We start from the raw sequence: 18,432 nt of genomic DNA, 5'->3' as shown, positions 1-18,432 counted from the left end.
GTCTGGATTGCTTCGTCGCTATCGCTCCTCGCAATGACGGCTTCAACAACAGCGCGACGCGGCGATGGCGTGCAGGCGATTGTCGCCGAGCAGATGCGCGGTGAAGTGCCGCTCGCCGAACACGCGCGCGAAGGCCGCGTCGCGGATGCTGAGGCCGCCCGCATAGGCGCCGAAGGCGGGCATCACGGCGCGCATCCCGTCGGAGGCGAAGCAGCGCCGCTCCATCGAGCGGCCGCGCGCGGTGACGCGCGCCTTGGGATGCAGGTGGCCGGCGATCTCGCCGGCCCCCCCGGTCGGCTCGTGGCGGAAGGTGACGGGGCCGATCGCGACCGCGTCGGCGACCGTGCCGCCGAGATCGCGCGGCAACGCCGGATCGTGATTGCCGGATATCCAGATCCAGTCACGGCCCGCCTGCAGCGCCGCCATCGCTTCGCGATCCCCGGGCGACAGCCGCTGATGCGCGGCGCGGTCGTGAAAACTGTCGCCGAGCGCGATCACGACGCGCGGATCGTGCCACGCGATCACGGATGCGAGTCGGGAGAGCGTCGCGACCGTGTCGTAGGGCGGCAGCAGCACGCCGCGCGCGGCGAAGCTCGAGCCCTTCTCCAGGTGCAGGTCGGAAACGACGAGCAGGCGCTCTTCGTCCCAATACAGCGCGCCGGAGAGGTCGGCGGTGAAGGTCACGTTCGCAACGTCGATCGTGCGCGTCAGCGCGGTTAAGCCCATGGCCTGCCCCGTCATGGATAGATCAACGCGCCCACCGGCAAATTCTCTACGACATCGCTTCCCTGACCAGCTCCTCGGCAGCTTCCGCCAAGAGCTCGTCTGCCGCTTCGCCATAGACCGACTCGCAGCCGATTTCCAGCATCACGGGGACGGCGAGGGGGGAGACGTGGTCGAGTTCCCGGTGGGTGATGCGGCCCTTGATGCGCGCCAGCATGTCGCCGAGCCGGCGCAGGTCGAGCAGGCCCGTGGCCGCATCGGCGCGCGCGGCGCGCAGCAGCACGTGGTCGGCCTGGTGCTTGCGCAGGACGTCGTAGACGAGATCGGTCGAGAACAGCACCTGCCGCCGGTTCTTCTTCTCCTCGTCGGTGAAGCGGCGCTCGATCAGGCCGGAGATGATGGCGCAGTTGCGGAAGGTGCGCTTCATCAGCGCGGATTCGGCGAGCCAGGCCTCGAGATCGTCGCCGAGCATGTCGGGACTGAACAGCGCGTCGAGATCGAGCTGGCCGTGCCGGACCATGAAGGCGGCGTCGCCCAGGCTCCAGATCGCGACCGCGTATTCGTTGGCGACGAAACCGAGCGGGCGGGCGCGGGCGCGCTCCAGCCGGCGCGTGAGCAGCATGCCGAGCGTCTGGTGCGCGAGCCGTCCCTCGAAGGGGTAGCAGATGAGATAATGCTTGTTGCCGCGCGGAAACGTCTCGACCAGCAGCTCGCGCACGGCAGGCACGCGCGAGATGTCCTTCTGCAGCGACAGCCAGTCGCGCACCTGCTCAGGGAGAGCGCCCCACGCACGCCGGTCGTCGAGCAGGCGGCGCACGCGCTCGGCGAGATAGGTCGAGAGCGGAAACTTGCCGCCAATGTAGGACGGCACCTTGGGATCGGAATCGTGCGCGCGGGAGACATAGACCTGGTCCTCGGCGAGCGCCTCGTAGCGCACCACCTCGCCGCCGAACACGAAGGTGTCGCCGGCGCTCAGGCCCTCGATGAAATATTCCTCGATCTCGCCGAGCACGCGGCCGCCGCGCGCGATCGCGCCGGTCGATCCGGCTCCGGTCGCGCGCGAACGCACCAGGCGCACCTTCAGCATCGGCTCCTCGACGATGGTGCCGACATTGAGGCGATAGCTCTGCCGCACGCGCGGATTGGCGACGCGCCAGCGCCCCTGCCTGTCCTGCTTGATGCGGGCGAAGCGCTCATAGCTCTTCAGCGCATAGCCGCCGGTGGCGACGAAATCGACGACGTCGTCGAAGTCTTGCCGCGCCAGGCCGAAATAGGGCGCGGCCGAGCGCACCTCGGCATAGAGCTCGTCGGACAGGAACGGCTCGCCGCAGGCGCAGCCGAGCACGTGCTGCGCCAGCACGTCGAGCGCGCCGGTTCGCAACGGCGGGGTGTCCTGCGCATTCTCGGCGATCGCGTCGATCGCGACGGCGCACTCCAGCACCTCGAAGCGGTTGGCCGGCACCAGCACCGCGCGCGAGGCCTCGTCGAGACGATGGTTGGCGCGGCCGATCCGCTGCATCAGGCGCGAAGCCCCCTTGGGCGCACCGATGTTGATGACGAGGTCGACGTCGCCCCAATCGACGCCGAGATCGAGCGAGGAGGTGCAGACCACGCCGCGCAGCTTTCCCGCCGACATGGCGTCCTCGACCTTGCGGCGCTGCGCGACGTCGAGCGAGCCATGATGCAGCGCGATCGCAAGCCCGTCGTCGTTCATGCGCCAGAGCTCCTGGAACAGCATCTCGGCCTGGCTGCGCGTGTTGACGAAGACGAGCGTGGTCTTGTTCTGCTTGATCAGCTCGTACACCTCGGCGAGCGCATGGCGCGCGGAGTGTCCGGCCCAGGGCAGCCGCTCGCGTGTGTCGAGCATCTCGACGACAGGCGGCGCCGCGCCGCCGGCGATGACGATGTCGGCGGCGACCGCCCTGCCCTCCGGCTGCGGCATCAGGAAACGCGCGAGCGAGTCCGGCTCGGCCACGGTCGCCGACAGTCCGATCGCGCGCATCTGCGGCGCGAGCCGCCACAGCCGCGCCAGGCCGAGCGACAGGAGGTCGCCGCGCTTGGAGATGACGAGCGCATGCAGCTCGTCGAGCACGACGCGCTTCAGCGAGGAGAACAGGAACGGCGCGTCGTCGGAGGAGATCAGCAGCGCGAGCTGCTCGGGCGTGGTCAACAGGATGTCCGGCGGGTAGCGCCGCTGCCGCTGGCGGCGCGACACCGGCGTGTCGCCGGTGCGAGTCTCGACCCTGATCGGCAGTCCCATCTCGGCAATCGGCCGCTCCAGATTGCGCGCGATGTCGACGGCGAGCGCCTTCAACGGCGAGATGTAGAGCGTGTGCAGGCCGCGCGAGCGCTGCAGGGTGCGGCCAGTGGAAATGAAGCTCCTGCCATCTGCCGCCATCGAAGAGGGAGACGACAGCTCGACCAGCGTCGGCAAGAATCCCGCGAGCGTCTTGCCGGCGCCGGTCGGCGCGATCAGCAGGGCCGAACGGTCGTCACGCGCCTTCTCCAGCAGCGCCAGTTGATGCGGGCGCGGCGACCAGCCGCGGGCCGCGAACCATTGCAGGAAGCGGTCGGGCAGCAGCACGGCCGGCTCGGCCGAAACGGTGAGGGTTCTTGGCGGCACGGCACAAGAGGTAAGCCGTGGGCGCGCATTCGTCGAGGGGCGGATGCTCTCTCCCGGACGCGGTGCAGCGTGCAACGCCGCGCCGCCGAGCCGGGACCTACGCCGCCGATGGCCCCCGGATCAGCAGCGCACCACGCCGCAAGGGCGGCGCGCTGCGCTGCATCCGGGGAGCGCCTGTTGCCTGACCTACTCCGTCACGGGCTTGTCGGAGATGTCCCAGTCCTTGCCGTTGAAGATCGAGATGTAGAGCGTCTTCATCGGCGTGTAGTCCTCGGGCGTGTAGCTGTAGGCGATGCCGTCGAGGAAATACGGCGAGTGGAAGCCGGCCAGGGACGCGGCCTGCTTCAGCACGTTGGCGCGGGTGAGATCGTCGCCGCAGCGGCGCAAGATCTCGGCCATCGTCACCACCTGGCCGTAGCCGGCGAAGGCGATGGTGTTGTCGGGATCGACGTTGGGCAGGTACTTCTTGCGCAGATCCTCGAAGGCCATCACGTCGGGATCCTTCTCCCAGCGCGGCACGCCGACTTCCTTGGCGTAGCGAATGGCGACGATGCCGGCGGCGTTCTCCAGGCCCGCGGCGTTGAGGATCGAGCGGCCGGTCGAGCCCGCCGACAACAGATGCAGCGGCTTCCAGCCGAGCTCGGCCACCTTGCGGATCGACTGCGACGTCGCCTTGCCGGTGGTGATGTTGTAGAAGACGTCGGCGCCCGACTTCGAGAGATTGATGAGCTGGGAGTCGATGGTCGGATCGGTCAGATCGTAGGTCTGCTCCAAAATCACCTGCGCGGTGCCGCCGGCATCGGCCAGCACCTTCTTGAACGGGCCGAGGAAGTCGCGGCCGAAATCGTCGTTCTGGTAGAGGATACCGACCTTCGCATTCGGCTTCACGCTGACGACGTGCTTGGCGAGGATGCGCGCTTCCGTCGGATAGAGCGGCAGGCCCGCCATCGTCCACTTGAATTCCTTCGGATTGTTCCACTTGGACGCGCCGGTATTGAGCAGGAGCTGCGGCACGCCCTTGGAGTTGAGATATTTGTGCACGGCGGTCTGCGGCGCAGTGCCGAGCGAGCCGTAGAGCGCCAGCACCTCCTCCTGCTCGACCAGCCGCCGCGTCGCCTCGACGCATTTCGGCGCGCTGTAGGCGTCGTCCATGGTGAGGAACTTGACCTTGCGGCCGTTGATGCCGCCCTTCTCGTTCAGCATCTGGAAATAGGCTTCGCCGACGCGGCCGAGCACGCCGTAGAGCGAGCCGGGACCGGAATGCGGCACGGTCTGCCCGAGCTTGATCTCGGTGTCGCTCGCGCCCGCATCATATTTCTTTTCCGCCGCCCAGACATGGGGCGCGGGCAGAGTGGACGCGGCGATCGTGGCGAGCGCGGCGGCGCTGAAATCGCGCCGCGATGGATGCTTGGTCATTGGCATGAATCTCCCTGAACGCGCGCCATAGTGCGCATTGGGCCATGCGTCGCAAGTGGGAACACGACGCTTTGCGACGCAATGCCGCTCATCGCATTTCGCCTAGCGTCTAGACTCAAGTCTTTGGACTCACGTCTTCTCGGCGACGACGACGAGACCGCGCACCGGCTCGTTGTTCTCGTTGCGCGGCGAGGCCGGCTCCAGCGTCACGAGCCGGAGTCCGGCCTTCGCGATCGCGTCGCGCACATATTCCACCCCGTGGGCATAGCGCAGACCCTCGCCGAGAACCACGCCCTTGCCGTCATGGGTCTCCAGCGTGAAGGCGAGCACGCCGCCTGCGGCGAGCACGCGCCTCGCCTCGGACAGCACGGCACCGAGATCGGCGAGATAGACCATCGCATCGGCCGCCACGATCAGGTTCGCGCCGGCGTCCGCCTTGCCCCGCAGGCCCTCGATCATGTCGGCGACCTCGAGCTCGGCATAGAGGCCGGTTGCGCGCGCCTCCTTGATCATGCCGGGCGACAGGTCGATGCCGGTGAAATGATCGACCTGCCTGGCGAAAGCCGCCGCGGCAAGCCCGGTGCCGCAGCCGAGATCGATGGCGCGCTTGAACAGCGCCGGCTTCTTCGCGGCGACGCGCGCCGCCAGCACCGCCTTGAAGATCAGCGACGGCGCGCGGTAGCCGAGGTCGTCGATCAGCGCATGCTCGAAATGCGGCGCATACTGGTCGAACAATGCCTGCACGTAGGCCCTGGGCATGTCGGCGAGCTCCGCGTCGCCGAGCCGCATCAGATGCAGGCTCGCGCCATGCCGGTCGCCGGGATCGATCCGCCGCGCCTCGCGGAACGCGGTAATGGCCTTGTCGCGCTCGCCCAGCTTCTCGCGGATCTCGCCGAGGGTGAACCAGGCCGAGGTGAAATCCGGTGCGAGCTCGATCGCCTGCTCCAGGAGATCGGCGGCGGCCGGCAGGTCGCCCTTGAGCTGCAGGTCGCGCGCGAACTCGAAACGGCGGTCGGCCATCAGGTCGCCGGAGGACAGGAAAAGGCGGAGCGGCATAGCGGAACCGGAACGCGCGGGCAGATGACTCGAATGAAGCGGAGCGCAGCCTATATGACAGAAATGCGCCCGCAAGACATCCTGCTGCCAACTGCCGCCGGCCTCTGCTGCAAGCCGGGCGGCTTCCATATCGACCCCGTGCGCCCCGTTGCGCGGGCGCTGATCACCCACGGCCATTCCGACCACGCCCGCGCCGGCCACGGCGCGGTGCTGGCGACGCGGGAAACGCTGGACATGATGCGGCTGCGCTACGGCGAGGACTTTGCCGGCTCGACGCAGGCGATCGCTTACGGCGAGGAGATCCGGCTCGGCGACGTCGGCGTCGCCTTTCATCCGGCCGGCCACGTGCTGGGCTCGGCGCAGATCGCGGTGACATGCGGGGATACCCGCATCGTCGCCTCCGGCGACTACAAGGAGGCCCGCGATCCCACCTGCGCGCCGTTCGAGCTCGTGCCCTGCGACGTCTTCATCACGGAGGCAACCTTCGGCCTGCCGGTGTTCCGGCACGGCGACGCGGCGAACGAGGTGAAGAAGCTGCTCGCCTCCGTCGCGCTGTTTCCGGAACGGGCGCATCTGGTCGGCGCCTATTCGCTCGGCAAGGCGCAGCGCGTCATCGCGCTCTTGCGCCAGCAAGGTTATGACGCTCCGATCCATCTGCACGGCGCGATGGAGGCGATCACGCAGTACTATGCGAGCCGCGGCGTCAGCCTCGGCGAACTGCGCCCCGCGCGCGGCATGAAGAAGGCCGACCTCGCCGGCACCATCACCCTCGCCCCGCCGTCCGCCACCTCCGATCTCTGGACCCGCCGCTTCCCCGACCCCGTCACCGCCTTCGCCTCGGGCTGGATGCGGGTGCGCGCGCGGGCTCGGCAGCGCGGCGTCGAGCTGCCGCTCGTGATCTCCGATCACGCCGATTGGGACGGCCTGACCGCGACCATCGCGGCGACCGGCGCCGGCGAGGTCTGGGTCACCCACGGCCAGGAGGACGCGCTGGTGCATTGGTGTAAGGCCCAGGGCCTGCGGGCGCAGCCGCTCGACCTCGTCGGCTATGGCGATGAGGAGAGCGAGACGGCGCTCGCAAGCGAGGCCGAGGTATGAACCGCTTCGCCGAGCTGCTCGACCGCCTCGCCTACGAACCCGGCCGCACCAACAAGCTGCGGCTGGTCACCGGCTATTTTCGCGAGACCAGCGATCCCGACCGCGGCTATGCGCTCGCCGCGCTCACCGGCGCGCTCAGCTTCAAGCACGCAAAGCCGGCGCTGATCCGCGACCTCATCGCCGCGCGCACCGATCCCGTCCTGTTCGGGCTGTCATATGACTACGTCGGCGATCTCTCCGAGACGGTAGCGCTGATGTGGCCGAAGACCGAGCTGATCGCCCACAACAATCCTCCCCCGCCGACGCTGACCGAGGTCGTCGCCAGGCTGCGTACGCTCGGCAAGACCGAGCTACCGAAACAGCTTTCGCGCTGGCTCGACGAGCTCGACGAGACCGGCCGCTGGGCGCTCCTGAAGCTCGTCACCGGCGCCATGCGCATCGGCGTTTCCGCGCGGCTGGCGAAGACCGCGGCGGCTGCGCTGGGCGACGAGGACCCGCACGACGTCGAGCTGATCTGGCCAGGGCTCAGCCCGCCCTATCTCGACCTGTTCGCCTGGCTGGAAGGCCGCGGCGAGAAGCCGGTCAACCGCGATCCCGCGCCGTTCCGCCCGGTGATGCTGGCGCATGCGGTCGAAAACACCGACTTCGCCGGCATGGACGCGAGCGACTACATCGCCGAGTGGAAATGGGACGGCATCCGCGTACAGGCGGTCGCCGGGCGCGACGCGCGGGGCCACATCGTGGCGCGGCTCTATTCGCGCAGCGGCGAGGACATCACGCAGAGCTTTCCGGATTTGCTGCCGTCGCTGCACCTGCCCGGCGCGATCGACGGCGAGCTCCTGGTCGTGCGCGAGGCCCGCGTGCAGAGCTTCAACGTGCTGCAGCAGCGGCTCAACCGCAAGGTCGTCTCGCCGAAACTGGTCAGGGAGTTTCCGATCCATCTGCGCGCCTACGATCTGCTCGGCGACGACGAAAACGATTTGCGCGAACTGCCGTTCGAAGCGCGGCGCAAGCATCTCGAGACCTTCGTCGAGAAGCTCGGCGACGTCAGGATCGATCTGTCGCCGACGATTCCTTTCGCGACCTGGGATCAACTCACGGCCGCGCGCGCCAATCCGGCCGCCGCCGGCGCGGGCGAGGATGCCGACGCGGTCGAAGGCGTGATGCTGAAGCGCCGCGAGGCGCCCTATCTGCCGGGCCGGCCGAAGGGCCAATGGTGGAAGTGGAAGCGCGATCCGCACGTCATCGACGCCGTGCTGATGTATGCGCAGCGCGGCCACGGCAAGCGCTCGTCCTATTATTCCGACTACACCTTTGGGGTCTGGACGATGGGTGAGAGCGGCGACGAACTGGTGCCGGTCGGCAAGGCCTATTTCGGCTTCACGGACGAGGAACTGCTGCAGATCGACCGCTTCGTCCGCCGCAACACCACGGAAAAATTCGGCCCCGTGCGCCATGTCGTGCACGAGCCGGACAAGGGGCTGGTGCTGGAGGTGGCCTTCGAGGGCCTGCAGCGCTCGCCGCGGCACAAGTCCGGCGTCGCCATGCGCTTTCCCCGCATCAGCCGGCTGCGCTGGGACAAGCCGCCGCGCGAGGCGGACCGGCTGGAGACGCTTGAGCGGATGCTGAAGGCGGAAACAGCGGAGATTGAGGCCTCAGCCGTGCAGCGATGAGCCACGATTATCGTCCCGGTGGAGGTGCTCCCTCTCCCGCAAAGGGAGAAGGGAAGAGGAAAATCACCCCACCACCTTGCTTGAGCCCTGCGTGATCAGGCGCGCGGCGCGCTGGTCGCGGACATAGATCCACAGCCAGCTCAGCGCCACCGCCATGCGGTGGCGCAGGCCGATCAGGAAGTAGATGTGGGCGATGCCCCAGATCCACCAGGCGATCGCGCCGCGCAGCTTGATGCTGCCGAAATCGATCACGGCGAGCCGCTTGCCGATCTGCGCGAGGCTGCCAGCGTGCTTGTAGCGGAACGGCGGCGTGGTCTTGCCGCGCAGGCGCGCCTTGATGGTCTCGGCGACGTAGCGCCCCTGTTGCTTGGCGGCCGGCGCGATGCCGGGCACCGGCTTGCCGTTCCAGGCGTCGATCGTGACGGTGTCGCCGATCGCAAAAACCTCGGGATGGCCGGCGACGGTGAGGTCGGCCTCGACCTGCACGCGCCCGGCGCGGTCGGCCGGCGCGCCCAGCCATTCGGCGGCGGGCGAGGCGCGGACGCCGGCGGCCCAGATCTTGGTCTTCGCATCCAGCCGCTGGCCGCCATAGACCACGCCGTCGCGGTCGATCTCGGTGACCGGCTGGCCCAGCACTACCTCGACGCCGATCTTCTCCAGCGATTGTTGTGCGTAGGCCGAGAGATCGTCGCCGAAGCCCGCGAGCACGCGCGGGCCCGCCTCGATCAGCACCACGCGCGCCTTGCGGGTGTCGATGTTGCGGAAGTCGGACGGCAGGGTGTGATGGGCCATCTCGGCGATGGTGCCGGCGAGTTCGACGCCGGTCGGCCCCGCGCCGACGATGACGAAGGTCAGCCGCGCCGCGCGCCGCTCCGGATCGGTCTCGCGCTCGGCGCGCTCGAAGGCGACCAGGATGTGACGCCGCAGCGTGGTGGCATCCTCCAGCGTCTTCAGGCCCGGCGCCCATCTCTCCCATTCGTCATGGCCGAAATAGGCGTGGCGTGCACCGGTCGCGAGCACCAGCGTGTCGTAGGGGACCTCGCTGCCGTCCTCCAGCAACACGCGGCGCCTCGCGGCGTCGACGCCCGTCACGGTCGCAAACAGCGTCGTCACCTCACGCCGGTCGCGCAGGAGGTAGCGGATCGGCCAGGCGATCTCGCTGGTCGCGAGCGAAGCGGTGGCGACCTGGTAGAGCAATGGCTGAAACAGATGATGGTTGCGGCGATCGATCAGCGTGATCGCGACCGGCGCGCCCGCCAGGCGATAGGTCGCCTCCAGCCCGCCGAAGCCGGCCCCGACGATCACGATGCGATGCAATTCCGGCGGATGCGGCGTCATGCGATGGACCCCTGGTTCGAGCACCTGGCGTGCTCCCGATAATGGCGCCGCGGCGCCTTGGGTCCAATAGCGGTTTGCCGATCGATAGACGAAGCGTATCGTGTTCCGGTTCTTCCTGCGCCTCAGTCGAGCTCCGGCTTGCCGGCATAGCCGCAATAGCCGTGCGGCTGCATGCCGTCCGCGCCGCCCTTCATGAACGAGATGTGGAATTGCCGCCACCCCATGCAATCGCTTGCGATGCAATGATAGGTGTTCTCGGAATTCGCAAAGCCGTCCGTCATGGTGTTGTAGTGGCGGTTGCCGCCCTCGATACGCACCATCGGGCACCATTTGGTGCGCGCGGTCTTTTCGTTCATCAGCATGACATGTCCCCCCTCCAGGACCGTCATCCTGGCCGGAACCGCGTTAAGTGCCCGTGAATGCGCCGGCGCACCACGCGGAGCACAGCGACGGCGGATTGCCGGGTTTTCCCGTAATGTGCTGTGGCCGCTCGCCTTTCCGTCGCAGAGGGCGGACTGTCTCACCGGCACTATAATTCTTGCAATGGACGAACAGGACGAACTATGGTGCATAGAGGTTTGCATGCGTCGAAGGTCTTAGAGGCCGTTGCCTCACCTTTCTGCGCGGGAAGCCGTAACAACGGAGAAACCGGCGATCGAAGCGACAGCTTCCCGAACCGGGGCCGCCGCATCGTGCGGCGGGAACAATGAGGAGGGATAGTCATGAGGACGGCATTCTGGCTTGCGGGAGCGGCCGCGCTCGCGCTGGCGAGCCCGGCTTTCGCCGGCGACACCATCAAGATCGGCTTCGTCTCGACGTTCAGCGGCCCGACCGCCGTGATCGGCAACGACATGCGCAATTCGTTTGAGCTCGCGCTCGACCATCTCGGGCGCAAGATGGGCGGCAAGCCGGTCGAGGTGATCTACGAGGACGACACCTTCAAGCCCGACGTCGGCAAGCAGAAGACGGAGAAGCTGATCCTGTCCGACAAGGTCGATTTCATCACCGGCTATATCTGGTCGAACGTTCTGCTCGCTTCGCTGAAGCCCGTGATGGATTCGAAGACCATGATGGTCGTCGCCAATGCCGGTCCTTCGCAGCTCGCCGGCGAATTATGCTCGCCCTATGTGTTCTCGGTGTCCTGGCAGAACGACCAGACTCCCGCCGCGATGGGCCTCTACATGAACCAGAAGGGCGTGAAGTCGGTATTCCTGATCGGCCCGAACTATGCCGCCGGCAAGGACATGCTGGCCGGCGTGAAGAGCACGTTCAAGGGCGAGGTCAAGGGCGAGGAATACACGGTCTGGCCGAGCCAGCTCGACTTCTCCGCCGAGCTCTCCAAGGCGCGCGCATCGGGCGCGCAATCGATCTTCGCGTTCTATCCGGGCGCGGCCGGCGTGCAGTTCCTCAATCAGTACACGCAGGCCGGTCTCAAGCAGCAGATGCCGCTCTACACCGCCTTCACCATCGACGAGACGACGCTTCCGCTGCAGAAGGAGAACGCGCTCGGCGTTCCCGGCGCGCAGGAATGGGTCAACGACCTGCCGAACGAGCAGAACAAGAAGTTCGTCGAGGATTACCGCAAGAAATATCCGGGCGTGCGCCCGAGCTTCTATGGTGCGCAGTCCTATGACGCGGCCCAGCTCATCAACAGCGCCGTGATCGCCGTCAAGGGAGACACCTCCAAGAAGGACGAGATGAAGGCCGCGATGGAGAAGGCCAACATCAAGTCGGTCCGCGGCCCGTTCAAGTTCGGCAACAACCACATCCCGGTCCAGAACTTCTATCTTCAGGACGTGGTGAAGGATGCCAACGGCCAGCTCTCGCTCAAGACGATGGCCACCATCGTCAAGGACGACCAGGACCACTTCCACGACAAGTGCCCGATGAAGTGAGCGCTCTCCTCTCCCTCTTCCCGCTCTGAACATCTTCGCGGGGAGAGGGTCGGGGGCTGTATCCGCGGACACGGTGAGACCCGGATTTGCGGAGAGTATCCCCTCATCCGGCGCTACGCACCGATCACGGGCTCGGCGGCGTGATAGGCGGAGCTTCGCGCCGCCATTACCTCGTCGAAGGCCTCGCCCATGACCTCGATCGATGGTGCGAGGCCGGTGAACAATTCGAAGGCGTCGGCGGCCTGGTAGATCGCGAGCGCGCGCCCGGTCATGATGCGCGCGCCCTTGCCTTGCGCCGCCGCGAGCAGCGGCGTGATCAGCGGCGAATAGACGGCGTCGGCGACCCACAATCCGTCATGCAGCAGTGCTGCGGGGACCGGCGTCGCCCGGTTCGGCAGCATGCCGACCGGCGTGGCGTTGACGAGGCCCGTGGCGCCGCGCAGCGCGTCCTCGACGCTGGCTGCCGCCATGACGCCATCCGTCGCCTGCAGCAGGGCGGCGAGATTTTCGGCCCGCGCCGGTTCGCTGTCGACGATGCGGATGTCCTCGACCTTCAGGCCGGCAAGCGCGAAGGCGATCGCCTTGCCGACGCCGCCGGCGCCGATCACCGCGATGCGGTTCCCGGAAGCGCCGAGCAGCGGCGTCACGGCGCGCGCAAATCCCGTGGTATCGGTGTTGTGGCCGACCAGCCGGCCGTCCCTCACGACGACGGTGTTGACCGCGCCCATGGCGGCCGCGCCGGAAGCGAGCTCGTCGAGCAGCGGAACGACCGCCTCCTTGTAGGGATAGGTGACGTTGACGCCGGCAAAGCCGAGCCGCCGCACTCCCTCGAGCATCATGCGCAGCCCGGCGGCGTCGGCGCCGGCGACCTCGACGAGCTGGTAGTGGCCGCGCAGTCCGAGCGCTTCGGCGGCCCGCTCGTGCATCGCTGGGGAGGCGGAGTGCGCAATCGGTGCACCGATCAGGCCGGTGAGGAGTTTCTTGGCGGCGGGCCGGCGCGTCGACATGGCTCTCGGTCGTCTCGCGGGATGTTTCCTGACACGGTCTTGCGCGAACGTCGCCGCGATTCCAGACGCGACGATAGCTTGTCCTCCGCCTAACACAGTTTTGCCGCCCCGCCGATGGTACCCGTCACCATCACGGGCATTCCGACCGGATGAGGACGGGGGCGGCAGGTTGACCCAATCAGCGCCGCTATCCATTCCGCCGCATCGCTCGGCACCGCGGATGCAACAAAGTGCACGCGCGGCACCAAATCGGTCTTGCGTCGGAACGATACTGCCGGTACCGATTTTGCCTTGAAGAGGCAGGGGAGCTCTTTCATTGATGTCGTCGGCGACCGAACATCGGCGCGACCGCAGGCGCGCCTGAAAGAGCGTTCATGCTGCTCGTCGTCGAACAATTCCTGAACGGATTGCAGTTCGGGCTGCTGCTGTTTCTGCTCGCCGCGGGGCTGACGCTGGTGTTCGGGATCATGGATCTCGTCAACCTCGCGCACGGCTCGCTCTACATGATGGGCGCCTATTTCGCCGCGACCTTCGCCGCATGGACCGGCAGTTTCCTGCTCGGTGCGCTGCTGGCGCTGGGGGCGACGCTGCTGCTCGGCATCGTGCTCGAGGTCACGGCGCTCAGGCCGCTCTACGGGCGGGATCATCTCGACCACGTGCTCGCGACCTTCGGCCTGATCCTGTTCTTCAACGAGGCGGTGCGGCTGATCTGGGGCCCGGCGGGGCTGGCACTGCCGCTGCCGGCCTGGCTCACCGTGCCGGTGCCGATCCTGTCCGGCATCTACTATCCGGCCTATCGTCTCGCCATCATCGCGGTCGCGCTCGTCGTGGCGCTGCTGCTCTATGTCGGCGTGATGCGCACCCGCATCGGCATGCTGATCCGGGCCGGCGCCTCCAACCGCGAGATGATCGGCGCGCTCGGCATCAACATCAAGCTGCTCTACACGCTGGTGTTCGGCCTGGGTGCCGCGCTCGCCGGCCTTGCCGGGCTGATGCAGGCGCCGATCCTGACCGTGCAGATCGGCATGGGGGAGAACATCCTGATCCTCGCCTTCGTCATCATCGTGATCGGCGGCATCGGCTCGATCCGCGGCGCGTTCCTGGCCGCAATCTTCGTCGGCATGATCGACACGATGGGCCGCGCCTTCCTGCCCAATCTCTTGCGGCAGGTGCTGAGCTCCACGGCGGCGTCCACCGCCGCACCCGCGCTATCCTCGATGCTGATCTATCTGTTGATGGCGATCGTGCTCGTCGTGCGGCCGGAGGGGCTGTTTCCAGCCAACCGCCGATGAGCAAGGCGTTCAGCGCGAGCCGGGCGGTCACGGCGCTGATGCTGGCGGGCCTGTTGCTGCTGCCGCTTTATTCGCAGCTCTCCGGCAACCTCTTCATCCTCACGTTGTTCACCCGCATCGTCATCCTGGCGCTGGCCGCGGCCAGCCTCAACCTGATCATGGGCTATGGCGGCATGACGAGCTTCGGCCACGCCGCCTATCTCGGCATCGGCGGCTATGCGGTCGGCATCCTCGCGCAGGAAGGCATCGGTTCGGGCTTCGTGCAGTGGCCGGTGGCGCTCGCGGCGTCCGCGATCTATGCGCTCGTGATCGGCGCGCTCAGCTTGCGCACCCGCGGCGTCTACTTCATCATGATCACTCTCGCCTTCGCGCAGATGGCCTATTACGTCGCCTCGGGACTCGCGCGCTACGGCGGCGACGACGGGCTGACCGTCTACAAGCGCAGCGCCTTCGCGGGTCTCGTCGACCTGTCGAACCGGGTGCAGTTCTACTATCTCTGCCTCGCCTGCCTGCTCGGTGTCATCGCGCTGATCTGGCGCATCGTCAATTCGCGCTTCGGCCTCGTGGTGCAGGGGCTGCGTTCGAACGAGCAGCGCATGCAGGCGATCGGCTTTCCGGCCGGACGCTACCGGCTCGTCTGCTTCGTCATCTCGGGCACGATGTGCGGGCTTGCCGGGGCGCTGCTCGCCAACAATACCGACTTCGTCAGCCCCGCCGTGATGTACTGGACCCGCTCCGGCGATCTCATGGTGATGGTGATCCTCGGCGGCATGGGCACGCTGTTCGGCCCGGTGATCGGCGCGGTGGTCTATCTCGTGCTGGAAGAGCTGTTGTCGCAGGTCACCGAATACTGGGCGCTGATCATGGGCCCGCTGCTGCTCGTGATCGTGCTGTTCGGCCGCGGCGGCATCATGGGTCTGCTCGGGAGGCTCGACCGTGGCTGAACCGCTGCTCCGCGTCGAAGGACTGGTGCGCCGCTTCGGCGGCATCGTCGCGACCGACCACGTCTCGCTCGACGTCGCGCAAGGCGAACTGCACGCCATCATCGGCCCCAACGGTGCCGGCAAGACCACGCTGATCAGCCAGCTCACCGGGCATCTGCCGCCGAACGCCGGCAGCATCTCGCTGGGCGGCCTCGACATCACCTATCTGCCGGCCCATCGCCGCTGCGCACTGGGGCTGGCGCGCTCGTTCCAGATCACCTCGCTGCTGCTGGATTTCACCGCGGCCGACAATGTCGCCCTCGCCGCGCAGGCGCATGCCGGCACCTCCTTCCGCTTCTTCGCCGATGCGCGCAGGGAGAGGGGCCTGCGTGAGGCCGCGCACGCCGCGCTCGACCGCGTCGGGCTGTCGCATCGCGCCGACATCGTGGTGTCCAGGCTCAGCCATGGCGAGCGGCGCGAGCTCGAGCTTGCGGTGGCGCTGGCGAGCCGGCCGAAGATCCTGCTGCTGGACGAGCCGATGGCCGGCCTCGGCGCCACCGAATCCCAGCGCATGGTGAAGCTGCTGCAGGAGCTGCGCAAGGAGGTCTCGATCGTGCTGGTCGAGCACGACATGGAGGCGGTGTTCGCGCTCGCCGATCGCATCTCGGTCCTGGTCTACGGCCGCCTCATCGCATCGGGCGATCCGGCCGCGATCCGCCAGAACGAGGAGGTCAGGCGCGCCTATCTCGGCGACCAGCACGTGGTGACACGCCATGGCTGATCGATTGGCTGATCAATCGGCTGACACCGCGCTTCTCGAGGTCGAGGACATCGAGACCTGCTACGGGCTCTCCCAAGTACTGTTCGGACTGTCGTTGTCGGTCAAGTCGGGTGAGATGGTCTCGCTGATGGGCCGCAACGGCATGGGCAAGACCACCACCATCCGCTCCATCATGGGGCTGACGCCGGCACGGTCGGGCGCGATCCGCGTCGCGGGCCAGGAGGTGCGCACGCTGCCGTCGTACCGGATCGCAAAGCTCGGCCTCGGCCTCGTGCCGGAGGGGCGCCAGATCTTCCCCAATCTCACGGTGCGCGAAAATCTCATGGCGGCCGCCGCCGACCGCTTCGCCAGCAAGGATCCCTGGACGCTCGCGGCGATCTACGATCTGTTCCCGCGGCTCGACGAGCGCGCCGCCAACATGGGCACGCAGCTCTCCGGCGGCGAGCAGCAGATGCTCGCGATCGGCCGCGCGCTGATGACCAATCCAAAGCTCCTGATCCTCGATGAGGCCACCGAGGGGCTGGCGCCGCTGATCCGCGAGGAGATCTGGAACTGCCTGTCGCTCCTGAAGAAGCGCGGGCAGTCGATCCTGGTGGTCGACAAGAACGTCCACCACCTCGCCCGCATCTGCGACCGCCACTACATCATCGAGCGCGGCAAGACCGTGTGGAGCGGCACATCCGACCAGTTGATGGCCGATCCGGAGCTGCAGCACCGCTATCTCGGGATTTAGGGTGCCAATTCCACGGTGTCGTCCTGGCGACCGCCAGGACCCATAACCCCAGGAAGAAGTTTGGCGAAGATTCGTCGTTCGGGATTGGCACCATTCGCGATCGATAGCTTCCACATATGGGTCCCGGCTTTCGCCGGGACGACATTTCTGACGAGATCATCGCTTCCCAATCACCAATAGATGCCGTTGCGATGCAATTCGCGGATCACGCGCGCTTCCAGGGACGGCTCGCGCCGCTTCGGCCTGCGCGTGACCGCCGGCTTGACCGGCTCGGTCGTCGCAACCGGCGTTGCGGCGGGAGCCGCGGCTGTCGTCGTCTGCGACGGCACGATCGCGGGCCGCGGCACTGCCGCCGGCGCCGGCGCGGCGGTGGCGGGCGCCACGGTCGTGGCAGCGGCGGCCGGACCAGTCGTCGCCGTGTCCGCCGTCGTCTGCCCGGCCGGTTGCGCCGCCGATTGTTCGGTCGCCTGCGTCGCAGGAGACGACGCCAGACTGAGGCTCCGCGGTTGTCCGGCGAAGGCCTGGCCGGCAAGCAGGGACATTGCGGCGATCAGGACCAGCTTGCGCACGTCAAACCCCATCTATTGGTCAGTCCATCTTACCTAAATAGATAGTCTCAACCGAGGCTGTGCGCGCCGATCTGCATCAGGGTGGCGCGGCGGGACAGGCGGTAGAGCACGCTGAAGAGATAATCCCACATGATCAAACTCCATTGTCGACCAATGCAGCCATGATAGGCGCGCCGTCTTTCCGGCGGTTGTCGTGCGGCGCGGAAAATGGCTTCGTCGCACGGACCGGGGGTTTCGTCGGAACGGGTCCGACGAAGCAGCTTCACGGCGACGTGAGGAGAATGACGGCGTGCCTCAAAACATCAGCCTTCCGCCGCTTCCTTCTCCATGTCTCGGCCCGAAAGATCCTCGCCCTGCATCTGCGCGTAGTCACGCGCCATCTCCCGCATGATGAATTTCGCGGGCACGTCGTGATAGGTCCCGTGGTCGTTGACGTATTGCATGTAGGTGCGGCCCGCCCCGTCGAACGGATGCAGCAGCGCGTCGCTGTGGCCGTCGAAATCGAGCGGCGCCACGCCGAGCTTGGCGCAGAGCGTGTCGTTGAAGGTCGGGGTCGCCTTGCGCCAGGCGCCGTCGACGAACACCTCGGTGAAGCCGTGCCAGGAGAAGATGTCCGTGCCCATGCTCTGGCGCAGCTTCTCGGTGGTGAGATGGTTCTTCACGTCCGCGAAGCCGACACGGGCCGGGATGCCGTGCACCCGGCAGACTGCGGTGTAGAGCGCCGCCTTGCCGACGCAATAGCCCTGCCCGGCCGCCAGCACGTCGGAGGCGCGAAACGTCTCCGGCGCGCTCGTGTCGACGTAGGGATTGTAGCGGACGCCGTCGCGCACCGCCTTGTAAAGCAGGCTCGCCTTCTCGCGGTCGGTCGCCTGGGCCGGCACCGCGGCCCTGGCAAAATCCTGCACGGCGGGATGGTCGCTGTCGATATATTCGCCGGGAGCGGTGTAGAGCCGCCGGAGCGCGTCGGGAAGAATCTCGGTCATGGAGAGAGCTTAGCAGGCGCCCGGGGCCGAATTCAATTCTCGAAAAGCCTGGGGCCGCCGGTCCATGCGGTAAGATAGTTCTCAAGGACCCGCCGTATCGACGCCAGGTCGGCAGCGTGCATGGCGCAAATGTTCACTTGCCGAACGGCAGACCCTTTGTGCTGAAACGCTGCGTCCGTCCTCCGCGTCGCACCGGCCGTGGCCTGACGCATAGGACTCAGAGCCTCCGAATTCGACCGTAGAAGCGACGTCCCGAACTCCTCCTTCATCGCCCGAACCACGATCGCGTGCCCCGGACGCAGCGCAGCGCTTCTTCGGCGGG

The 18,432-nt window shown here is 67.2% G+C and carries 16 protein-coding genes and 1 pseudogene; 7 read left to right on the top strand and 10 right to left on the bottom strand.

The genetic code is table 11. The annotated features are described in order from the left end of the window. Positions 1 to 42: 42 nt before the first annotated feature. From pdeM to KGM94_RS01095, 4 genes are all read right to left on the bottom strand, one after another. Positions 43 to 741 carry a ligase-associated DNA damage response endonuclease PdeM gene (gene pdeM, locus KGM94_RS01110; protein WP_300253993.1) on the bottom strand — a complete coding sequence of 233 codons (699 nt, stop codon included), beginning with the start codon at positions 739 to 741 and terminating at the stop codon, positions 43 to 45. Between the two features lie 31 nt (positions 742 to 772). Beyond that, positions 773 to 3,346 carry a ligase-associated DNA damage response DEXH box helicase gene (locus KGM94_RS01105; protein WP_300253991.1) on the bottom strand — a complete coding sequence of 858 codons (2,574 nt, stop codon included), beginning with the start codon at positions 3,344 to 3,346 and terminating at the stop codon, positions 773 to 775. Positions 3,347 to 3,532: 186 nt separating this feature from the next. After that, the gene (locus KGM94_RS01100) at positions 3,533 to 4,762 is read right to left on the bottom strand and encodes an ABC transporter substrate-binding protein (protein WP_300253989.1); all 1,230 of its coding nucleotides are present in this window, start codon (positions 4,760 to 4,762) and stop codon (positions 3,533 to 3,535) included. A gap of 129 nt (positions 4,763 to 4,891) precedes the next feature. After that, positions 4,892 to 5,818 (bottom strand): methyltransferase domain-containing protein, encoded by a 927-nt coding sequence (locus KGM94_RS01095; RefSeq protein WP_300253987.1) that lies wholly within the window; start codon positions 5,816 to 5,818, stop codon positions 4,892 to 4,894. A 63-nt stretch (positions 5,819 to 5,881) separates the two neighbouring features. On the opposite strand from KGM94_RS01095, the gene KGM94_RS01090 reads away from it, so the two are divergent. Then, positions 5,882 to 6,916, top strand: coding sequence for a ligase-associated DNA damage response exonuclease (locus KGM94_RS01090; protein ID WP_300254008.1), 1,035 nt, complete (start codon positions 5,882 to 5,884; stop codon positions 6,914 to 6,916). Further along, positions 6,913 to 8,589, top strand: a complete 1,677-nt coding sequence (locus KGM94_RS01085; protein WP_300253985.1) for an ATP-dependent DNA ligase — start codon at positions 6,913 to 6,915, stop codon at positions 8,587 to 8,589. Before KGM94_RS01090 ends, KGM94_RS01085 begins: the two co-directional genes overlap by 4 nt. 63 nt (positions 8,590 to 8,652) lie before the next feature. Here KGM94_RS01085 and KGM94_RS01080 read toward each other — a convergent pair whose 3' ends face one another. Both KGM94_RS01080 and KGM94_RS01075 read right to left on the bottom strand, forming a co-directional pair. Beyond that, positions 8,653 to 9,927 carry an NAD(P)/FAD-dependent oxidoreductase gene (locus tag KGM94_RS01080; protein WP_300254006.1) on the bottom strand — a complete coding sequence of 425 codons (1,275 nt, stop codon included), beginning with the start codon at positions 9,925 to 9,927 and terminating at the stop codon, positions 8,653 to 8,655. Between the two features lie 122 nt (positions 9,928 to 10,049). After that, a complete protein-coding gene (locus KGM94_RS01075) occupies positions 10,050 to 10,289 on the bottom strand; it encodes a hypothetical protein (protein ID WP_300253983.1) in 240 nt (79 codons plus the stop codon). Positions 10,290 to 10,649: 360 nt separating this feature from the next. Here KGM94_RS01075 and KGM94_RS01070 point away from each other — a divergent pair, with 360 nt between their 5' ends. Next, complete coding sequence (locus KGM94_RS01070; protein ID WP_300253981.1) at positions 10,650 to 11,822, top strand: ABC transporter substrate-binding protein; 1,173 nt, start codon at positions 10,650 to 10,652, stop codon at positions 11,820 to 11,822. 113 nt (positions 11,823 to 11,935) lie between these two features. On the opposite strand, the gene KGM94_RS01065 is transcribed toward KGM94_RS01070, so the two are convergent. Beyond that, positions 11,936 to 12,829, bottom strand: a complete 894-nt coding sequence (locus KGM94_RS01065; protein ID WP_300253979.1) for a shikimate dehydrogenase — start codon at positions 12,827 to 12,829, stop codon at positions 11,936 to 11,938. 374 nt (positions 12,830 to 13,203) lie between these two features. Here KGM94_RS01065 and KGM94_RS01060 point away from each other — a divergent pair, with 374 nt between their 5' ends. Genes KGM94_RS01060 through KGM94_RS01045 form a run of 4 tightly spaced genes read left to right on the top strand, consistent with a single transcriptional unit; the run spans position 13,204 to position 16,558 of the window. Then, positions 13,204 to 14,121, top strand: a complete 918-nt coding sequence (locus KGM94_RS01060; RefSeq protein ID WP_300253978.1) for a branched-chain amino acid ABC transporter permease — start codon at positions 13,204 to 13,206, stop codon at positions 14,119 to 14,121. Continuing rightward, positions 14,118 to 15,065, top strand: a complete 948-nt coding sequence (locus KGM94_RS01055) for a branched-chain amino acid ABC transporter permease (RefSeq protein ID WP_300253977.1) — start codon at positions 14,118 to 14,120, stop codon at positions 15,063 to 15,065. Before KGM94_RS01060 ends, KGM94_RS01055 begins: the two co-directional genes overlap by 4 nt. Next, positions 15,058 to 15,825: an ABC transporter ATP-binding protein gene (locus tag KGM94_RS01050; protein WP_300253976.1), complete on the top strand. Its 768-nt coding sequence runs from the start codon at positions 15,058 to 15,060 to the stop codon at positions 15,823 to 15,825. The genes KGM94_RS01055 and KGM94_RS01050 overlap by 8 nt, the downstream gene beginning before the upstream one ends. After that, positions 15,818 to 16,558, top strand: coding sequence for an ABC transporter ATP-binding protein (locus KGM94_RS01045; protein WP_300253975.1), 741 nt, complete (start codon positions 15,818 to 15,820; stop codon positions 16,556 to 16,558). Before KGM94_RS01050 ends, KGM94_RS01045 begins: the two co-directional genes overlap by 8 nt. A gap of 170 nt (positions 16,559 to 16,728) precedes the next feature. On the opposite strand, the gene KGM94_RS01040 is transcribed toward KGM94_RS01045, so the two are convergent. The 3 genes and pseudogenes from KGM94_RS01040 to KGM94_RS01030 form a co-directional block, all read right to left on the bottom strand. Next, positions 16,729 to 17,127: a hypothetical protein gene (locus tag KGM94_RS01040; protein ID WP_300253974.1), complete on the bottom strand. Its 399-nt coding sequence runs from the start codon at positions 17,125 to 17,127 to the stop codon at positions 16,729 to 16,731. A 302-nt stretch (positions 17,128 to 17,429) separates the two neighbouring features. Continuing rightward, on the bottom strand, positions 17,430 to 18,110 hold the full coding sequence (locus KGM94_RS01035; protein ID WP_300253973.1) for a transglutaminase family protein: 681 nt from the start codon (positions 18,108 to 18,110) through the stop codon (positions 17,430 to 17,432). Positions 18,111 to 18,151: 41 nt separating this feature from the next. Next, positions 18,152 to 18,241: pseudogene (locus tag KGM94_RS01030) on the bottom strand (globin); the annotation flags it as partial. Between the last annotated feature and the right edge of the window lie 191 nt (positions 18,242 to 18,432).

Source organism: Bradyrhizobium sp., assembly GCF_028868675.1.
Taxonomy (GTDB): Bacteria; Pseudomonadota; Alphaproteobacteria; order Rhizobiales; family Xanthobacteraceae; genus Bradyrhizobium.
This window is presented reverse-complemented; position numbering and strand designations above follow the sequence as displayed.